A 19,417-nucleotide genomic window follows, 5' to 3' on the forward strand; every position below is an offset into this window, starting at 1 on the left:
GTTCCAGGGAACCGCCATGTTCATCTACCCCGCAATCGACCTGCTCAACGGCCGCTGCGTGCGCCTCCGGCAGGGGGACTACTCGCGGGAGACCGTCTTCTCCGACGACCCCGCCGCGGTCGCGAAGCGGTGGGTCGAACTCGGTGCCGACCGCATTCACGTCGTCGACCTCGACGGCGCGAAGGCCGGCAAGCCCGTCAACGGCACCGTGGTCCGCGAGATCGTCGAGGCCGCCGGGGTGCCCGTGCAACTCGGCGGCGGCATCCGCACCGACGCCGACCTCGCCGCCGTGTTCGACTGGGGCGTGCGGTGGGCGGTCCTCGGCACCCGCGCGCTCCAGGCCCCGGAGTGGGTGCGGTCCACCGCCGCCCGGTTCCCGAACCGGATCGTGCTCGGGGTGGACGCGAAGGACGGGTACGTCGCCACGGAGGGCTGGCTCGAAGTCTCCCGGGTGAGGGCCGTGGACCTCGCCAGGCAGGTGTCGGACGCGCCGCTCGCGGCGGTCGTGTACACCGACATCGCCACCGACGGGATGATGCAGGGGCCGAACTTCGCGGCGCTCGCCGAGATGCAGGCGGCCGTGCCCACGCCCCTGATCGCCAGCGGCGGCGTCTGTTCCCTGGACCACGTCTCGCGGCTCGCCGAGGCCGGCACCCCGGGGTGCATCATCGGCCGCGCCCTCTACGAGGGCGCGATTGACCTGACCGCAGCGTTGGCCCTGACCCGGTCTGTGACCAGACCCGACAGGCGACTCCTCTGACGCGCCGTCCGGGCCGCCGTTCGGCGGCCCGAGCGCACGCCGCCGAGCCACCTCTTCCGCGGGAACTGGTCCCCTCCGGGACTCCATTTCTCCGAAGGAGGCTCACCGTGGCCGTCAAGCATCTGGTGGAAAACGTCCGGGACATTGCACTCGTCGGGCACCGCGCCGCGGGCAAGACCAGCCTGGCCGATGCCCTGCTGTTCGAGGCCCACGCGGTCGACCGGATGGGCAGCGTGGACGACGGCACCAGCGTCGGCGACGCCGACGACGAGGAGCACAAGCACCACTTCTCCATCGACACCCACGTCCTGCACGCCGACCACGACGGCAAGCACCTGAACATCCTCGACGCCCCCGGCTCGCCCGACTTCATCGGCGCGGCGCTGGAGGCGCTCGCCGCCGTCGAGACGGCCGTGATCGTGGTGTCCGCGGTCAACGGCGTCGAGGCGACCACCCGCAAGATGTTCCAGGAGGCCGGCGCGCTCGGGCTGTCGCGGGCGATCGTCATCAACAAGCTCGACACGGACCACGTGGACCTGCAGGGGCTGGTCGAGGGCATCCAGGCGGCGCTCGGGAAGTGCTGCGTGCTGTTCAACGCGCCGGACCGCATCGGCCCGGGGATCCGCGACGTGTACTGCCTCCTCGACCCGCGGGTGAACATCCCCGCGACCTGCCCGATCAACGTTGCGAGTGCCCGCAGCCAGCTCGTCGAGGCGGTCATCGAGTCGGACGAGCCGCTGCTCGAAAAGTACCTCACCGAGGGCAAGGTGACCGTCGCGGAACTGGAGGCGGACATCTCCCGGGCGATGGCGGCCGGCACGCTGGTGCCGATCTTCTGCCTGTCCGCGAAGAAGGACAAGGGGGTCCGCGAGTTGCTCGACGCGCTGAGCCGCTACGGGCTGTCGCCGAGCTTCGCCCGCAAGCGGCTCGAAGGGCTGCGGGTCGGGGTGAACGGCAGCACGCACCAACTGGAGCCGACCGAGCAGGAGGAGTTCGTCGGGCAGGTGTTCAAGGTGGTCAACGACAAGTTCGTCGGGCACCTGAGCTTCATCCGCGTCATCGCCGGGAAGCTCCAGCACAACCACACCGTCGTGAACCTCCGCAACGGGCAGACGCTGCGGGTCGGCCACCTGCTGGAAGCGCAGGGCAAGGCCACGTCGCAGGTGAGCGACGCCGGGCCAGGCGACATCGTCGCGATCGCGAAGGTCGAGGGGCTGGAGATCGGCGACACGATCGCGTTCGCGAACCACGCCCCGAAGCTCCCGCTCCCGCACTTCCCGACCCCGATGTTCGGCATCGCCGTCGAGCCGAAGACCCGCGGCGACGAGCAGAAGATCTCGGCCGGCCTGCACAAGCTCGCGGCCGAGGACCCGACGGTGCGGGTGACGCACGACGCGCAGACGCACGAACTCGTCATCACCGGGGTGAGCCAACTGCACCTCGACGTCATCCGCGAGCGGCTCAAGGCCCGGTTCGGGGTCGAGGTGACCACGAAGGAGCCGAAGGTCCCGTACCGCGAGACGATCGTGGGGCAGGCCGAGGGCGACCACAAGCACAAGAAGCAGACCGGCGGCCGCGGCCAGTTCGCCGAGGTCCACCTCCGCGTCTACCCGCTGTCCCGCGACATCAAGACCCAGGAGCAGTGCGAGAAGGAGTTCGCGAACAAGAGCCGGTTCGAGAAGCTGCGGAGCTGCCACTACGACCCGGCGATGAACTTCGCGTTCCTCGACCACATCGTCGGCGGCACGATCCCGAACAACTTCGTCCCGGCGGTGGAGAAGGGCTGCCGGGAGATGCTCGAGCGCGGCGTGCTCGCGGGCTACCGCGTGCAGGACTGCGCCGTCGAGGTCCACTTCGGGAAGTACCACGACGTCGACTCGTCGGAGGCGGCGTTCAAGACCGCGGCGCGCCACGCCTTCAAGAAGGCGTTCCTCGCGGCCCGGCCGGCGCTGCTGGAGCCGATCGTGAAGCTGGAGATCACGGTGCCGTCGAAGTACACCGGGGCGATCCTGGGCGACCTGCCGACCAAGCGGGCGCACGTCGAGAGCCAGGACAGCCTGGCCGGCGACGTGACCGTGATCCACGCCCGCGCCCCGCTCGCCGAGGTGTCGCGGTACGCGACGCAACTCGGCGGGCTGACGCAGGGGACCGGCTCGTTCGGGATGGAGTTGAGCCACTACGAGATGGTGCCCGCGGCCGTGCAGCAGCAGATCGTCAGCAAGTCGAAGGTGACGGACGCGGAGGAGGAGTGACGTTTCGCAGTGAGGTGGCGGACTGTGGCGACGTCGCGGGTGAGGGGCGAACGTGGCCACCCCTCACCCGCGACTCGAAGACTCGTCGCGACCTCCACCCGTAGGAACGGGGCGAGGTGTTGCCCCTGCGCCCCCTCATCAGCGAGGCGAAAGGTCGAGCTTCACAGAAGGTCAGCCACCCCCACCTCGCCCCGTTCCTACGGGGAGAGGTCGCCGCGCTTCGCGGCGGGTGAGGGGCCGAGCGATCACATACACACCCGACGCGCCACCTCATTCCGCCGCCGCTTCTCGGTCCAACGTTGAGGACAGCAACCCACTCCCAACCTTGAATTCGGGACTACGAGAGCGAGACGCGCCGGTACATGTCGTCGACGACCCAGTGGAACGCCGTCAGGTGGATCGACTCGACGATGCCCATGTCGTCGAGCGGGACGTGCAGGTTGTGCTTGGCGAGCGTCTTCAACTTACCGCCGCCGAACCCGGTGCAGCCGAACGTCGTCACCTGGTGCGCGTTGGCCCACTCGACGGCCCGCAGGATGTTCGGGCTGTTCCCGCTGCCGCTGATCGCGATGAGCAGGTCGCCGGGCGACGCGAGGTTCTTGAGTTGCTCCAGGAACACGCGGTCGAACCCCTCGTCGTTGCCCCACGCGAGGATGTACGGCGAGTTGTCGGTCAGGCTCAGCACCTTCAACCGCTTCTTGCTGTCGTCGTCGAAGTACTTGCGGTGGAGCGACCCCTTGCCGAGGTCCTCGCACAGGTGCGAGGCGTTCGACCCGCTCCCGCCGTTGCCGATGATGAACACGAACCGCCCCGCGGCGTACCGCTCGTGGATCAGGTCCGCGAGGTTCTGGATCTGCGCCGGGTCGATCTTGCCGAGTTCCTCCGAGACGCGGTCGAGGAACTGGCGCGGGTTCATCGTGCTGCCGATCATTGCGGTCCTCGCGGGGGCGGTGAGAACGGAGAGCGTGCCACGGTGACGGTTGTTGTATCCCGGCGGCCGCCCCTTTTGGTAGGTCACTCGCTCGGCGAGTGACACCCGCCGCGATGTCGGCGGCCCGGTCGTCCTCGTCGCGCCGGGGTGCGACTCGCGGAGCGAGTCGCCTACTTTGAGTCACTCGGCGCGGAGGAACACGAGCGGCCGCGCCGGCTTCTCGCGGGTGAAGTCCTCCAGGCGCGCGACCTCGGCGAACGTGCGGTTCGCGACGATCACGGCCGCCATCGGAACGTACTCCGGCGGCATGATGACGAAGTGCGGGCCGGGCGCGGCCAGGAGGTCGCGCAGCTCGGCCCACTCGACGAACGTGTACACCGGCCGCCCGAGGTGGTACGAGAGCAGGTGCGACTCCATGCGGTACTGGAGCACCATCGTCGGGGCCGGCGCGTGCGAGCGAATCACCTCGGCGAACCGCCGCTTCTCCTCGCGGGCCTGTTCGCGGGGCTCGATGTACTGCGTCACCACCACCCACGCGGCGCACGTTCCCGCGACGGCCGCTCCGAACGCGACCCACGCCCGCCGGACGCTGCTGGCGCGTGTCCGAGATGCGAGCCACGAATCGGCGGCGCAGCCGAGCGCGAGCGCCGCGAACGGGTACGCCGGGAGCAGGTAGTCGGCCCGCTTGAACTTCGCGGTCGACAGCACGCCGATCATCACGACGGCCGCGACAGTCCCGAAGCGGAACAGCGTGTCGCCGCGCCAGTGGCCGGACCGCACCGACCAGACCGCGAGGCCGACGAGTGCGGGCGTCCACGGGAGGAAGTCGATCGCGAACCGCGGGGCGTAGTACCACCACGGGTGCGTCGCGAGTTGCGGCGACGAGCCGGTGTAGCGGGCGACCGTGTGGTGCCAGAAGAACACGCGGAAGAACTCGCCGTCGGTCGCCGCGTTCACCCACAGGAACCAGGGGGCCGCGACCGCGAGAACGACGACCGGCCCGAGCAGCGCCGACAGCAGCGGGAGCCGCGCGGCCGAGAACCGCTGCTCGACGAGCAGCCACGCGACCGCCGCCGGGCCGATCAGCGCGAGCGCGACCGGCCCCTTCAGCAGGACCGCGGCACCGGCGGCGACCGCCGAGAGCAGGTGCCAGGGCAGGGGGGCGGCGCGGCACCCGCGGTAGAACGCGAGCAGCGACGCCAGCACGGCGCACGCGAGCGGCACGTCGATGCGGGCGGTGCGACTGATTCCGGTGAAGTGGTTCGCGGTCCCGAGCGCGACCGCCGCGACCAGCGCCGCCGTCGGCCGGCCTTCGGAGCGCAGCGCGGCAGACACGATGAACACGCACACCAGCCCCGCCAGCGCCGCCGGGAACCGCGCGACCCACTCGGACACGACGCCGCCGTTGAGCCGCCCGACGGCGGCGACCGCCCAGTAGTACAGCGGCGGCTTCTGGAGGTCGGCCCGGCCGTCGAACAGCACGGGGACGCCCCACTCGCCGGTGTCGAGCATCCGCTGCGCGTTCTGGGCGGCCCGCGCCTCGTGGCTGCTGAACAGGTCGCGGTGCCCGAGCTGGGCGAAGAACAGCAGGGCGGCGAGAAGGCACGGGGACCAGGAGACCAGGAGACGGGCCGGGTGGCACAGGCCTCTGGCCTGTGACGACCCGACACGGGCCAGAGGCCTGTGCCACCAGGTCTTCGCCGCGGCCGTGGCGGGAGCAGTTGCGGCGCCCATCAGGCGGCCTTCCGGGCGGAGCCGGGGTCGCACAGCCGCTGGTAGAACGGGCACCGGGCGACCAACTCGGGGTGCGTGCCGATGTCCACCACCATGCCGGCGTCCATGACCACGATGCGGTCGGCGATCTCCAGGGTGTGCAGCTTGTGGGTGATGAGGAACACCGTGCGGCCCTTGACGAACTCTTTGAGGACCGTGTGGATGTCGTTCTCGCTGGCCGCGTCGATCTGGCTCGTGAACTCGTCGAGGATCAGCACGCTCGGGTCGCGGAGGATGGCCCGGGCCAGCGCGATCTTCTGCTTCTCGCCGCCGGAGAACTGGATGCCGACGCCCTCGCCCATCGGCGCGTCGTACCCGTGCGGCTTGGCGGTGATGAAGTCGTGGGCGTGGGCCTTCTTCGCGGCCTCCTCCACCTCGGCCCGGGTCGCGCCGCGCTTGCCGAACGCGATGTTGTCGAACACGGAGCCGTCGAACAGTTGCGTGTCCTGGGTCACCAGGCCGATCATCTTCCGCAGCGAGCGGAGGTGCGCGACCCGCAGGTTCACCCCGTCGATCAGCACGGCCCCGTGGTCCGGGTCGTAGAACCGCATGAGGAGCCCGAGCAGCGTCGTCTTCCCGCTCCCGTTCCCGCCGACGATGGCGACCGTCTCCCCGGCCCGCACGGTGAAGCTCACGTTGCTGAGCGTCGCCTGCACCGGGTCGTAGGAGAAGCACACGTTGCGGAACTCGATGCTCCCCTCCAGCTCCGCGAGGGGCACGCCGAGCCGGGCGGCCAGTTCGGCGCCGGTCGGGGGCCGGCGGAGCGACGCCTCCAGGTCCCGGCGGGCCGCGGCGCGCCCGGCGGCCCGCTCCGCCCGCACCTCGAACAGCCGCGGGCCGTTCGGGTTGGCGGTGACCGCGGGCATCCGGTCGTACAGCTCGAAGATGCGGTTCGCGGCCGCCTCGGCGACCTGGACCTTCGTGTACACGCTCGTGAGCCGGCGGACCGGGTCGGCGGTCGCCGCGAGGAACGCGTAGAGCTGGAGCAGCGTGGCGAACTCGAGCGGCTGGCCCGTCATCCGGAACCCGAAGATGTGCGTGTTCCCGGTGACGACCAGGTACGTGCCGGACGCGAGCGCGAGGCTGATGGCGGCGACGACCAGCACCTCGACGATCGGCCCGGTGGCCGCGTCGATGTAGATCATCCGCATGGCCTTCTGCATGAAGTCCCGGCTGGCCGCGCGGAACCGCCGCCGCTGGTGCGGCTCCCGGGTGAACCCCTTCACGGCCCGCACCCCGTCGAACGTCTCGCGGACCACCTTGTACATCGCCGACATCCGCTCCAGCACCTTCTTCGCGGCCTTCCGCATCATCTTGCTGACGCGGACCAGGCACACGATGGTGAGCGGCACCAGGAGCACGAACACGAGCGTGAGCTGCCAGCTGATCACGCACGAGACGACGAAGCACGCGACGGCCTTGAGCGGCTCGCCGACCATGCGGCCGAACACCACCTTCAGCCCGGTGCCGACCTGCTCGGTGTCGTTCGTGAACCGGGCCATCAGCTCGGCCGTGCCGGTGGCCGCGAGCTGCCGCACGTCCTGGTGCAGGGCGCGGCGGAAGAACCCGTTGCGGAGGTCGAACAGCGTGTGGTTGGTGACGCTCCCGACCAGCGCCTCGTGGGTGAACTCGAACGCGCCCTTGAGCATGAGCCCGACGATGACGATGGCGAGGAGCCAGACGAACGTCTCGAACCGGTCCTCCGGGACGTGCCGCATCACCTTGGCCTTGATCCACTGGTACCGGTACACCCACGTCGCGAGGTCGCTCCGCTCGCCCTCGAGCTTGGCGAGTTCCTCGGTGGCCTTCCGCTCGACCGTCTCGGTCTGGCTCTTGTTCGGGTTCTGCTCGATCTCCTTGAGCAGCACGTGCAGCTCCTCGAGCCGCTTGAGGCGGGCCCGGTTGTCGAGCTGCTGCTGGTAGTTCTCGATCTCGCTATCGACCCACTGGTGCAGGTTCTTGTCGGTGCTGAGGATCTTGAGAACGGGGTAGATCGCGGAGAGGTTCAGGCTCCACAGAGCCGCGACCATCAGCGCGCACCCGACGGACGCGAGGAGGCGGTAGCGGTAGGGCCAGGAGTATCTCAGGATTCGCAGGAAGTTGCGCATTGCCCCTCGGCCGTCCGTGTCCGTGGTCGGTGGAGTCCGAGGGCTTATAACCCACCCGGCTCCCGGGAACAAGCCGGCTTGCCAGGGGCACGCCGCCCCCTCAGGTCGCGCCGGCACCCCGGGCGGGAGCCCGTCGCGGCGGTTGGGGTTGGGTTGCGGTTGGGGGGCACGGGCCGGAGGCCCGTGCGAGGGGAATTGAGCCGGTCACCGGCGGCCGAAAGGCCGGCACGGGCACCGGCCGCCGCCAAGAAATCTCCGCCGCCGCGGGCAGCCGCACAGCGGCTCACCCCTTCACTGCGGGGCCTTCGGCTTCACGCTCGACACGGTGCGGTAGATCCACCGCTCGGCGGGGCCGTTCCCCTCATCGGCCGCGAAGTCGGCCAGTTGCGGGTTGATGTCGTCGGCGGGGCGGACGAAGTTGATCTGGAGCGTCTTCCGCTTGATGAGCCTCTCGCCCGTCGGGGTTTCCTCGACGGCCAGGCCGTTCGACAGGCCGAGGACGTACACGCTGAACTTGTTCGTGTTCGGGGCCTTCTCGAAGATGTCGGTCCAGATCGCCACGCCGGACACGGCGCGGGGGATCGCGTCGGGCTTGCTCGGCGGGATCGGCCGCTTCGAGATCGTGATCGTGGACTGGAACCCGAGGATGCCGGTCGGGTCCTCGACCTTCTTGAGCTGCTCCAGCAGGTACGGCTCGGGCTGGTCGAGGTGGGCCGTATTCAGGTCCTTCGTCACCAGCTCGAACTCGGGGAGGAACGTCTGCGGCTCCCCGCTCATGTTGTACACCTGGTACCACATGTACCAGATGGTCTTCTTGACCTTCTTGCCGGTCGCATCGAGGGTGTCGAGCGTGGCGATCCGGGGCACCTTGTACCGGAAGTGCAGGGTCCACACGTCGGACTTGTCGAGCGGGAGGTTGATCGGGTCGACCTTCTTCTCGGCGGCGTTCTGGGCCAGCGCCACCGGGCCGCCGACGGCCGTGAGGGCGACGGCCCCGAGGAACCCTCGCCTGTGCATCCGATGTTCGCGCATGGTCACCGCCTCCGGGGGAGCCCGACCGCCACACTTGACCATACCCGGCCCCGGGGCACGGTTCAAGCGGGGTCGGGCCGGTTCCCCGCCCCGGCGCGCCGCACACGTCGCACAGACGGACTAACGTTCCCGGGCCGCCCGGAAGTCGTACAGGTACGCGGCCGCGCCGGGCCGGAGCACCTCGGCCCGGCACTCCCCGAGCGACTCGGCGTAGCCCCGCAGGAGCGACTCCTCGTCCCGGTACCGGTGCGCGAACACGACCCACACCCGCGGCTCGCCGGCGAACCGGCGGAGTTCGTCGCGGTACGCGGTGCGGTCGCCCCGTGACTCGGTGCCGAAGGTCACGGGCACGGGCAGGGGGGTGTCGCGGGTGTAGAACGTGAACGCCGGCGCGGCCCCGTAGTACAGGTACACCCGGTCGCCGGGCCGGAGCCGGCCCCGGAGTTCGCCCAGCACCTCGGTGATCTGTTCGTGCCGCACCGGCCGCTTGAACGATTGCGACGTTTCGAGCACGGCCCCGAGGGCGAGGAGCCCGACGAGGAGCGCCCCCGCTGTCGGGTGAACGGCCCGCAGGCCCGCGGCAACGCGACACGCCCCCTGTGCCACGGCGAGCAGCGCGAGCGGGACGAGGAACAGGAGCAGTCGGCCCGCGAACGGGTACTTCTGCGCCCCGGACGCCGCAAGGGCGAGCACCGCCGGCAGGACCAGCGCGACCGCCACCGGCCGCCGCCGCCGCGCCAGGTCCACGACACCCGCGAGCCCCAGGAGCGCCGCGAGACCGCCGAGCGTGAACTCGGACCCGCCGAGGCCCCCGGGGTAAATGAAGAAGTCCACGACGTGGTCCACGAGCCACACCGCGTCGCCGGGGCCGGTCGGCGGCAGCGGCAGGAAGTGCCCGGCCCAGTAGTCGAGCAGGTAGCGGCTGTTGCCGAGGTGCTTCAGCGTGAGAGCGTAGCACGCAACGAAGCTCGCCAGCCAGCACGCCACGGTGCCCGCGGCCGCGACCAGCCGGCGGCGGTCCCTCGCGAACGCGGCGTCGGCGAGCAGGGCCGTTCCGATGCCGCCCAGGACGAACGCCGCCGGGTGCGAGAACCAGACGGCGGCCGCGCCGCACGCCGCCAGTACCGCGTGCCGCCACCTGTCGGCCGCGCCGTTTAGCAGGGCGAGCGAGACGCCGAGGAGCCCGGTGGCGACCGCCGCGTCCACCACGTACTGCTTGCACTCGGCCGCGTAGCTGATGAGCACCGGGTTCACCGCGAACAGCGCGAGGGCCAGCGCAGCGGCCGGCGGCGCGAGCACCCGGCGCGACACCCACGCGAACCCGGCCAGCCCGAGGACCGATGCGACGAACGGGAACAGCCGCAGCCCCCACTCGGACGCGCCGGCGGCCGTGATGGTGAACTTCGTGGCGAGCAGGAACCCGGCCGGCGCGCCCTGGTTCCACGACAGCGGTTCCAGGAGCCCGGCCGGCGTGCGCTCGACCAGGTTGAGCGCCAGCATCGCCTCGTCGATCCACAGGTTCCGGTTCTGCACTATCGGCACGACCCGCAGGCCGGTGCCGAGCACGACGAGCGCGACGAGGAGCGCCCGGGAGGCGCACCACGACCGCGGGGCGGGGGCTCTCTCGGCAGCGGCGACCGTTTGCGATCCGACGGGGACTAAGCGGTTCAAGGGCTGCGGGCCGTCCGCGGGTGTCATGCGGTCTCCTTCGGGCGCGGGCAGAGGTTACCGCCCGGTGCGACGGCGAAGCAACCCCAAGGGGCGCTGGCAATCACGGATCGCCCGGAACCGCGTTCGCCGCGGCGCCGCAAAGTAGTTACGATGTCGGTGACGCGATCCTCCTGGTTCAGTCCCACGAACGCCCGTGAACATTCGCACCTTCCAGCCCGACGACGAGACCGCCCAGGTCGCGGTCTTCAACGCCGCCGCGGCCGCGCTGCCCGGGTTCAAGCCCGCGACCGCCGCGGACGTCGCCAAGCGGACCGGCGCCCCCGCCTTCGACCCGACCACGCGGTTCTACGCCGAGGACGGCGGCCGGGTCGTCGGGTACTGCGTGCTCGAACCCGAGCAGGGCCGCGTCAGCTTCCCGTGGTGCGTGCCGGGGGCGGAGGCGGCCGCCCCGGCGCTGCTCGACGCCGCGGTGCAAGCGGCGAGGGCCCGCCGGCTCACGAAGCTGTTCGCCGCGTACCGCCGCGACTGGGCGCCGGTGCTGCGGTTCTTCGCCGACCACGGGTTCGCGCACGCCCGCGACGTCATCAACTACTGGAGCGCGATCGGCGACATGCCGACGCTGCTCGACAAGTCGGTCCCGGTCGAGCCGCTGGTGCCCGAGGACATCCCGGCCCTCGCGGCGGTGGGCCGGGGCGTTCTGCGCCTGCCGCAAGAGAAGCTCGCGGCGCACTTCTTCGAGAACCCGTACTTCCCGGCCGGCGCCGTGCGGGTGCTGCGGGCGCGGGGCACCGGGCTCCCCTACGCGGTCGGGCTGGGGCTGGACTGTCGGGACTACGCCGACGTGCGGAAGGTGGACCCGCTGGCCCCGTGCTTCCGGCTGGGCGCGTTCGGCACCGAGGGGCTGAACACGAAGCGGGTCAACGGCCTGTTCAGCTTTATCGCGCTGGAGCCCGAGCGGGCGGCCCCGGCGGCCCTGACGCTGCTGTCGGCGCTGAGCGAGGAGATGACCGACGGGTCCGTGGACGCCTTCGCCGCGCAGTGCCCGTCCGACGTGAAGTACCTCGTCCTCTTCTACAGCCGGTACTTCAAGGAGCAGGGCCGGTTCCCGATCTTCGAGCGGGCGCTGTGAGGTGGCGGGCGGTACCGCGAACTGCGTCCCTCATACCATATCCGGGTGATCGGTGAGCCGTGGGGGAGTCTGGTACTCCCCCTGGTAGAGAGGGTTGCGAGGCTCTGCGAGCCGGGTGGGGGAACGCCTCAGCGGCTCTCACGAGTTGACCCCACCCGCTCCTCGAAGACTCGGAGTGACCTCCCCCACGAGGGGGAGGTCAAGAACGTGGGTTACTCTTCGACCCGAGCTGGTATCACACGTTCCCGATCGGGGACTTCTCGCCGGGCTTCACGAACGTGATGCGGACCGCGGGGCGGCGGCCCGCGGCGGGGACCAGCGTCTCGAACACGCTCGCCGCCACCAGTGCCGGGGCCGGGACCGCTTCCACCGCCGGGCGCGGGACCGGGGTCGCGCCCGCGTCGGCCTTCGCGGCCGGGGCCGACCCGAACGCGGGGCGGGGCGACGGCGTCCCGGCGGCCGAGCCCCCCGTCGCCGCCAGGTTACCGACCCCGATCTTGACCAGCGGCGTGGACGACGGCGGCTTCGACCCGCCGAGCAGCGACGACCCGCCCGGCCCGCGGGGGTCGAGCGTGTAGATCGACTCTTCCTCCTCGGGCGTCAGCGGCGGCGGTTGCTGCGCCGCCTCGCTCCGGCCCACCGCGATCTTCGACCCGCCGCTGGAACTGTCCTGGGCGCGCCGGGGCGCCCGCCCCGCGACGGGCGGCGCGCCCGTCGCTCCCGGGATCAGGTACGCCTCCGCCTCGTCGTCGGGGCCGTCGGCCGCCAGCTTCGCGACCGCTGCCGAACCGAACGCGACCGTGGGATGGGCCACGGGCGTCGGGGCGGGTTCGGCTTCGTGCGCGGCGACCGCCTCGGCCGCGGGAGCGTCCGAGAACGCCTCGGCGAACAGCTCGGGGGGCGCGGGGTACGCGAACGGTTGGCGCTCCGTCTCGGCCACCGCGATCAGCGCCGACCCGGCCGGCCCCCGTTCGGCGAGGGGCGGGTCGTCGTGGTCCGCCCCGACGGGTACCCCCGACGCTTCGGGCAGCGTCTCCGCCGCGAGCGGGGCCGCCGTTTCGTACAACTCCGCGCCGGGCGGGTGCGGCTCCTCGGGCGCGGCGTGCGCCTCGGGGACCGGGGCGACCGGTTCGGCCGCGGCCGCGACGGGTGCGGGCTCGGCGGCGTGCGGCTCGGGGTCCGAGATGCTGAAACTGCTGTCGTCCGTGAACGCGCGGATCCCGTCACCCTCGGCGAGTGTATCGGGCAACCCGGCGGGCACCGGGAGTTCCATGAGAACGGCGGCCCCCAGGAGCCGTTCGAGCGACGAGTCGCTGCCGACCCGGAGGCCGGTGGACGGCTCGGGAGCGCCGGCAACGTCGCCGGCCGGTTCCGCCGCCGGGACGCGCTCCGCCAGCGCCCCGGGCACCGCGCCCGATGCCGGCTGCGCGACGGGCGGGGGGGGCTCGGCCGGAACCGCCTCGGCGAACGCGACCGACTCCTCGGCCGCTGCAGCCCCGGCGGGCTCCGCGTGGTCCGCGGGCGGGGCGATGACGATCGGGGCGACCCGCGCGACGGGGGCGGGAGCGGGGGCGGGGGGCTCGGTCCCCCGCCCGACGGGCGGCACCTCGGCGTCGACGACGCGGATGACCTCGTCGATCGCCGTCTCGCCCCTGAGTTCCTCCGCGGCGGGAACCGGCGGCCGGGCCGCGGGCTCGGGGGCGGCGGGCTGCGGGGCTCGGGGGACCGGGGCGGGCGTGGGCGTGGGCGTGGGCGGGGCCGCCGGCCGGACCGGGGGCGCGAGGGCCGCAACGACCGGGAGTTGCTCCTCGCTGGGGACCAGGTTGATCGACTCGCCCGCGGCCGGGACCGGCAGCGTGCCCGACTCCAGGATGCGGCTCGCGGCGGCCTGGGCCGGGCCGGCGTCGGGGTGCTCCGCGTCGATGAGCGCCTGGACCTCGGCGGCCGGGGTCAGTTCGGTGCTCCGGCGGATCTGGTACGCGGCCCGGTAGAACTCGTAGGCCATCCGCTCCTTGAGGTCGGCCGGGTGGTCGAAGAGGAGCCACGGCGACCGGTGGTCCGTGACCGCGGGGACGAAGTGCTCCTTGGCGTTCTCCTCGCGGAACGAGTTGGCCGGGTGCCCCCGCCACATCGGCGGCGTGTTCTCGTCCTCGGCGTCGTCCTCGCCCGAGCCGAACACCCGGACCGCCTCGCCGGCCCCGGGCTCGGTCAGCGCCGGGGGCAGGCCCAGGTCCGGTCGGCCCTCCCGCCACCGCACGAGGGCCGCGGCCCGGTCCTGGTGCAGGAACACGTCGTTCGTGTACACGCCGCGGTCCTCGGCGAGCCCCGTCAGCTCGTCGAGCGCGGCGTTGAACGTCCGCATCCCGAACCGGGCCCGGAGCAGGGCGTGCGTCAGCGCGTCGCTCCCGGCGGCGCTGACGGCCACGAGGTCGGCGTGGAACTCCTGCTCCCACACCATCCCGCGGCCCGGCAGGGCGACCGCCCTGAGCACCAGCCACAGGACCGCGTGGCCGGCGTCGAGCACCCAGCTCACCGGGTACACGACCGGCCACGTCACCGCCTCGAGCCCCAACCGGCGGTCGGCCGGGTCGCGCCGGAGCCGCCGCAGGAGCCGGTCGACCGGGTCCTCGCCCTCGATCAGGTCGAACACGATGTGCTGCACCACGGCGCAGTAGCTCTTGGACCGGCCCAGGTGGCAGAACTGGCCGAACTCGTGCGCGAGGACCGCCTTGAACTCGCTCAGGTTCGTGCAGTTCACCAGCCCCATGCCGACGAGCAACTCCCGCCGCGGCTCGGCGACGAGGTTCAGGAGCGAGGTGCTGACCGAGTACTCGGCGATCACGTCCGGGCACACGTACACGCGGTGCGGGAACGGCGCGCCGAGTTCGTCGCACAGTTGGTGGAGGAAGTCGAACAGCACCGGGTGGTCGTCGTCGGTGACCTCGACGTAGGTGTCGCGGTTGACCGCCGGCCGCTTGAAGAACCCCTTCACCAGGAACAGAACGAACGTCGCGCTGAGGACCAGCCCGGCGACCCGGAGCGCGTCGTACCGGCCGCCGAGGGTGGCGGCGCACCACGCGCCGAGCATGACGAACAGGGCGATTGCGGCGAAGTAGAAGATGAGGAAGGTGAACAGGCCGGTGAGGACCCGGTTCTGCTGGCGGGCGAACGAGTCGGCGTAGTCGGACAGCCCCTCGGGGACGTCGGGCGGGCTCGGGGGGTACGGCGTTTTCGTCTCGGACATACGGCTCGCGGTGGTAGGGCCTCGCGGGCAGCTCCGGCGGCCCCGCCCCGGTCGACCGGGGGAGGGGGCGGAACGGCCCCGGCGGGACGGGTCCGGGCGGGCCGGCCCGGAGCGACGCATCAGGGTCCATCCACCTCAACGATGGCCGGCCGCGAACGGCCTGTCAACCCCGTAAATTCCGTCGGGAGCGGGCGTTGTACGCCGGGGCTGCGGGCCGCCCGGCCGCACCCGCGGCCCGCACGGTCCCCACGCGTCCCGGCCCGCGGGCCGCGTCAGATCACGACCCCGTCGGGGACGACCGCCCCGCGGGGGATGCAGATGATCCCGTCGCGGATGTGGTACATGCCGTTGGGGCCGTCGGCCTCCTGGCGGCGGTCCTTGTTGACCAGCTTCACCCCGCGGCCGATCCGGCAGTCCTTGTCGAGGATCGCCTTCTCGATGACCGTCTTGTCGCCCACGGTCAGCGACGGGCGGCCGACCCGGGCGTTCTCGGCCCGCTGGGCGTCGGTCTCGAACGAGTCCGAGCCGAGGACCACGGTGTCGGTGATCACGCAGTCGTTGCCGATCCGGCTGCGGACCCCGATGAGGCTCCGCTCGACCCGGGACCCGGCCCCGATCGCGCACCCGTCGGCGACGACGCTCTCGGTGAGCGTGGCCCCGTCGAACCGGCTCGCCGGCAGGTTCCGCATCCGGGTGTAGATGACCCCGTCCGGGGTGAAGAAGTCGAACGGCGGCTTCGAGCTGGCCAGGGCGAGGCTCGACTCGTGGTAGCTGCGGATCGTGCCCAGGTCCTCCCAGTACCCGTCGAACAGGTGCGCGCACACCTTCTTGGTCTTGTAGTTCCGCGGGAACACCTCCTTGCCGAAGTCGGTGGCCAGCGGCTTGGCGGTGAGCAGCTCGTAGAGCACCTCGGTCTTGAACAGGTAGATCCCCATGTTCGCGAGGTAGTGCCGGCCGTTGCACGGGATGCCCCGCTTCTCGATCCACTCGGCCGACGTGTGGTACGGGGCCCGCTCCTCGGCGGTCTTCGGCTTCTCGACGAACCCGGTCACCCGGCTGTGCGTGTCCATGCTGAGTAGGCCGAACCCGGCGGTGTCCTTCTCGGGGACCGGGATCGCGGCGATGGTCACGTCGGCCCGGTGCCCGCGGTGCGTCTCGATCAGCTGGCGGAAGTCCATGCGGTACAGCTGGTCGCCCGAGAGGATCAGCACCTCGTCCGGGTTCTCCCGCTCGATGTACGAGATGTTCTGGCGGACCGCGTCGGCGGTCCCCTGGTACCAGTCGGCGCTTTCGTTGGTCTGCTGGGCCGCGAGCACCTCGACGAACCCCTGGCTGAACATGTCGAACTTGTACGTGTTGGCGATGTGCCGGTGCAGGCTGACGCTGAGGAACTGCGTCAGGATGTAGATGTTGTTGAGGTCGCTGTTGATGCAGTTCGAGATCGGGATGTCGATCAGGCGGTACTTGCCGGCGACGGGCACGGCGGGCTTGGACCGGTTCTTCGTGAGCGGGAACAGGCGCGTGCCGCGGCCCCCGCCCAGGATGATTGACAGAACGGAACGCATGGAGAAGAGCCTCGGATGGATTCCCGCGACGGGTGCGGCCGGTCGGCGAGCCGGCCCGACGACACGATGCTACCACCGGGTGCGGCGCAGCGGAAGCGTGAACGCCCCCGGAACGCCGGAACCCCCGGCGGCGCGTCCGGGGCCGCCGGCACGACCGGCGAAGGTCGGCGACTCGCGCCCGCGCGGGCGGTCACGCCTCGCCGGCGGGGCCGAAGTTCTCCAGGATGCGGTCGATGAACGGGCGGCTCACGGTCTTGTACCGGTCGAACGTCGCCCGGTCCACGGCGTACACCTCCACGCGGGTCGCGGCCCGGACGGTCGCGTTCCGCGGCTGGTCCATCAGCAGCGCGACCTCGCCGAAGTACCGCCCCGGCCCCAGCTCCGCGACCCGCCGCAGCGGCTCCCCCTCGGGCGCCCGCCACACCTCGACCGTCCCGCGGCGGATCAGGTAGAACTTGCTGTGCTCGCCCACCGGGTCGCCGGCGCGGACCACGTCCTGCCCCGGCTCGTACACCTCGACCCGCCCCGGGCTGGCGGCGAGTTGGTCCGGCCGCACGGCGAGGTCCGGGTGGACGCCGACCAGCAACTCGTCGGCGATCTTCTGCTGTTCCTCGGGGAGGATGGCCGCGAACGCGGCGCTCTGGCGGAGCCCGTTGCGGACGAACAGCCGCTCGGCCACGACCACGTTCGACTCGATCCGGCCCCGCTCCATGTGAACGATGCGGTCGGCCAGGTTCATGATCCGCGCGTCGTGCGTGACGATCAGGCTCGTGGTGCCGGTCGCGGTCGCGATCTGCCGCAACAGCGGCACCTGCCAGTCCGCGAGCCGGCCGGCCTCGCCCGCGTCGTCGCCGGTCCGCACGAGGGCACCGACCTCCTCGTCGGGCCGCGTGCGGGCGAGGTTCTGGAGCAGGGTCACCACGGCGAGGCCGGAGTTCGCGTCGAGCGCCGCGGTCGGCTCGTCGGCCAGCACGAGCTTCGGCCGGTTCACGAGCGCCCGGGCGACGGCGACCCGCTGCCGCTGGCCGCCGGAGAGCTGCGCCGGCTTGTAGTCGAACCGCACCTTCTGCGTCTTCCCCTGGATGTCGAGGGTGCCGAGCATGAGGTACTGGAGCAGGTCGCGGGCGTCGGCGTCCGGGTCGCCGGTGGTGCTCTTGAGGCGCTGCGCCATGCGCACGTTCTGCATCGCTGTGAGCGAGTCGAACAGGTTGTGCCGCTGGAAGATGAACCCGATGAGCCGGCGGACGTGGACCAGCTCGGGCTCGGGGGTGCCGCGGAGCGTGCGGTAGCCGCCGCGGTCCCCGTCCCACACCTCGATCTGCCCGTCCTGCAGCGTGCGGAGTCCGCCGACGAGCGTGAGCAGCGTCGTCTTCCCGGACCCGGACGGCCCGCTCATGATGACCAGTTCGCCGGGCATCACCTCCAGGGTGTTGTGGAACAGCACCTGGGTGCGGGTGTCGCCGGTGCCGAAGTGGTGGTTCACCCCGCTGATGCGGAGGACCGGCGACCCGGGCGGCGGGAGCGGGGTGCTGGAAGACATCGGCCGGGTCCTACCCTTTCGATCTCGGTGCCGGTGGGGAGGGGCCGAGAAGAAGTTGATCCACAGACTACACGGAAGCCACAGGAGTTCAGAAACCCGAAGCGGGTCGCCGCCGAAGCGACGAGACAAGCTCCGTGCCTCCGTCTTTCCATCCGTGCCTTCTGTGTCCCCCGTGGGCCGACTGCTTCCCGTGCTGCTCCTCAGAACACATCGGCCGGGTCCACCTTCTTCGCCTTGCCCACGGCGAGCCACGCGCTGCCGACGCACATCGCCACCGTGAGCCCCAGGATCAGGCCCGCCCGCGGGGGCGTCAGCTCCATCGGGAGCCCGGTGAGCCGCGTCAGCCCGGCGTACGTCACGAGCGTCACGATGATCCCGGGGACGTAGCCCATCGCCGCGAGGATCAGCGCCTCCTGCAGCACGACGAGGCTGAGGTACCGGTTCGGGTACCCCATGGCCTTGAGGGTCGCGTACTCGGCGACGTGGTCGGCGATGTCGCTCGACAGGATCTGGTAGCAGATCACCAGCCCGACGACGAACCCGAGGACGACCCCGGCCCCGAACGCGAACCCGATCGGCGTGTTGGTCCACCAGAACCACTTCTCGCGGGCGACCATCTGCGGCAGCGTGAGCACGTCCACGTCGCCGCCGGGGGCGAACAGGTGGCGGAGCCGCTGCTGCACCTCGGCGGGGCTCGCGCCGGGCTCGACCCGCACGCACGCGAGGTCGATCTCCGCGAGCGGGTCGGCGCCGGGGGCGGTGTACGGGGCCCGGATCCAGCCCGCGAACGTGCGGTCGCTGACGACGAGCGTGCCGTCGGTGCCGAAGTCGAACCCCAGTTCGAACCCGGTGCCGACCAGCGTGACGTCGCGGCCCGCGAGTTCGGTCTGCACGCCGTCGGCCAGCGCGCCGAAGACCGTCTCGCCGGGGTGCCGCGCCTGGTCCGGGTGGGGGCGGCCCTTGCGGTCGTAGAGGGCGGTGCCCGGCACCCGGAGCCGCTCCCAGTCGGCCGCCGTCACGCCCGGGAGGTTCAGCAGCCCCGCGTCGGGGTCCACGCCGACGACGCGGATGCGCCGGGTCTGGGTCCGCTCGCCGGGGTCGGCGGCCGTGTGCCGGAGCATGCCGAGGTGGTAGTCGACGTACAGCGGCTCGACGCCGCGGACCCCCGGCACCTGCCGCGCGAGTTCGGCGCGGCGGCGGTTGACCCCCTCGCGGAACAGCAGCGACTTGCGGGCCGGGTTGACGAGCACGAGGTCGGCGCCGGTGCGGCGGAGCAGCACGGTGTTGCTGTCGAGCATCGCGTTCATGATGCCGAGTTGCACGCCCATGAGGACGACGGCGAACCCGATGCCCGCGGTGAACAGCGCGAACCGCACCTTGTCGTGCGCGAGGTTGGACCAGGCGAGGGGTAC

The 19,417-nt window shown here is 71.6% G+C and carries 12 protein-coding genes; 3 read left to right on the forward strand and 9 right to left on the reverse strand.

The features are described 5' to 3' along the window. The first annotated feature begins 16 nt into the window (after nt 1-16). Nucleotides 17-760, forward strand: a complete 744-nt coding sequence (gene hisA / locus ACTIGN_RS19160; RefSeq protein ID WP_439626735.1) for a 1-(5-phosphoribosyl)-5-[(5-phosphoribosylamino)methylideneamino]imidazole-4-carboxamide isomerase — start codon at nt 17-19, stop codon at nt 758-760. A gap of 107 nt (nt 761-867) precedes the next feature. Next, nucleotides 868-3,012: an elongation factor G gene (locus ACTIGN_RS19165; RefSeq protein WP_439626737.1), complete on the forward strand. Its 2,145-nt coding sequence runs from the start codon at nt 868-870 to the stop codon at nt 3,010-3,012. Between the two features lie 337 nt (nt 3,013-3,349). Here ACTIGN_RS19165 and ACTIGN_RS19170 read toward each other — a convergent pair whose 3' ends face one another. The 5 genes from ACTIGN_RS19170 to ACTIGN_RS19190 all read right to left on the reverse strand — a co-directional run bounded on the left by ACTIGN_RS19170 (nt 3,350) and on the right by ACTIGN_RS19190 (nt 10,554). After that, nucleotides 3,350-3,943: an SIS domain-containing protein gene (locus ACTIGN_RS19170; RefSeq protein ID WP_439626739.1), complete on the reverse strand. Its 594-nt coding sequence runs from the start codon at nt 3,941-3,943 to the stop codon at nt 3,350-3,352. A gap of 180 nt (nt 3,944-4,123) precedes the next feature. Then, nucleotides 4,124-5,677 carry an ArnT family glycosyltransferase gene (locus tag ACTIGN_RS19175; RefSeq protein WP_439626741.1) on the reverse strand — a complete coding sequence of 518 codons (1,554 nt, stop codon included), beginning with the start codon at nt 5,675-5,677 and terminating at the stop codon, nt 4,124-4,126. Next, a complete protein-coding gene (locus tag ACTIGN_RS19180) occupies nt 5,677-7,824 on the reverse strand; it encodes an ABC transporter transmembrane domain-containing protein (protein ID WP_439626743.1) in 2,148 nt (715 codons plus the stop codon). Before ACTIGN_RS19180 ends, ACTIGN_RS19175 begins: the two co-directional genes overlap by 1 nt. A gap of 291 nt (nt 7,825-8,115) precedes the next feature. Then, entirely contained in the window at nt 8,116-8,856 is a 741-nt protein-coding gene (locus ACTIGN_RS19185; RefSeq protein WP_439626745.1) for a hypothetical protein, read from the reverse strand. Nucleotides 8,857-8,976: 120 nt separating this feature from the next. Next, nucleotides 8,977-10,554 (reverse strand): hypothetical protein, encoded by a 1,578-nt coding sequence (locus ACTIGN_RS19190; RefSeq protein ID WP_439626747.1) that lies wholly within the window; start codon nt 10,552-10,554, stop codon nt 8,977-8,979. A 166-nt stretch (nt 10,555-10,720) separates the two neighbouring features. Between ACTIGN_RS19190 and ACTIGN_RS19195 the strand changes: the two genes are divergently transcribed. Further along, nucleotides 10,721-11,656, forward strand: coding sequence for a hypothetical protein (locus tag ACTIGN_RS19195; RefSeq protein ID WP_439626749.1), 936 nt, complete (start codon nt 10,721-10,723; stop codon nt 11,654-11,656). Between the two features lie 235 nt (nt 11,657-11,891). On the opposite strand, the gene ACTIGN_RS19200 is transcribed toward ACTIGN_RS19195, so the two are convergent. The 4 genes from ACTIGN_RS19200 to ACTIGN_RS19215 form a co-directional block, all read right to left on the reverse strand. Next, entirely contained in the window at nt 11,892-14,900 is a 3,009-nt protein-coding gene (locus ACTIGN_RS19200; RefSeq protein WP_439626751.1) for a M48 family metallopeptidase, read from the reverse strand. 272 nt (nt 14,901-15,172) lie between these two features. Beyond that, a complete protein-coding gene (locus ACTIGN_RS19205) occupies nt 15,173-16,465 on the reverse strand; it encodes a glucose-1-phosphate adenylyltransferase (RefSeq protein WP_439626753.1) in 1,293 nt (430 codons plus the stop codon). 190 nt (nt 16,466-16,655) lie between these two features. Next, complete coding sequence (locus tag ACTIGN_RS19210) at nt 16,656-18,005, reverse strand: ATP-binding cassette domain-containing protein (protein ID WP_439626755.1); 1,350 nt, start codon at nt 18,003-18,005, stop codon at nt 16,656-16,658. Nucleotides 18,006-18,205: 200 nt separating this feature from the next. Next, the coding region (locus ACTIGN_RS19215; RefSeq protein WP_439626757.1) for an FtsX-like permease family protein at nt 18,206-19,417 on the reverse strand (1,212 nt) is incomplete at its 5' end.

Source organism: Gemmata sp. (assembly GCF_051859125.1).
Lineage (GTDB): Bacteria > Planctomycetota > Planctomycetia > Gemmatales > Gemmataceae > Gemmata.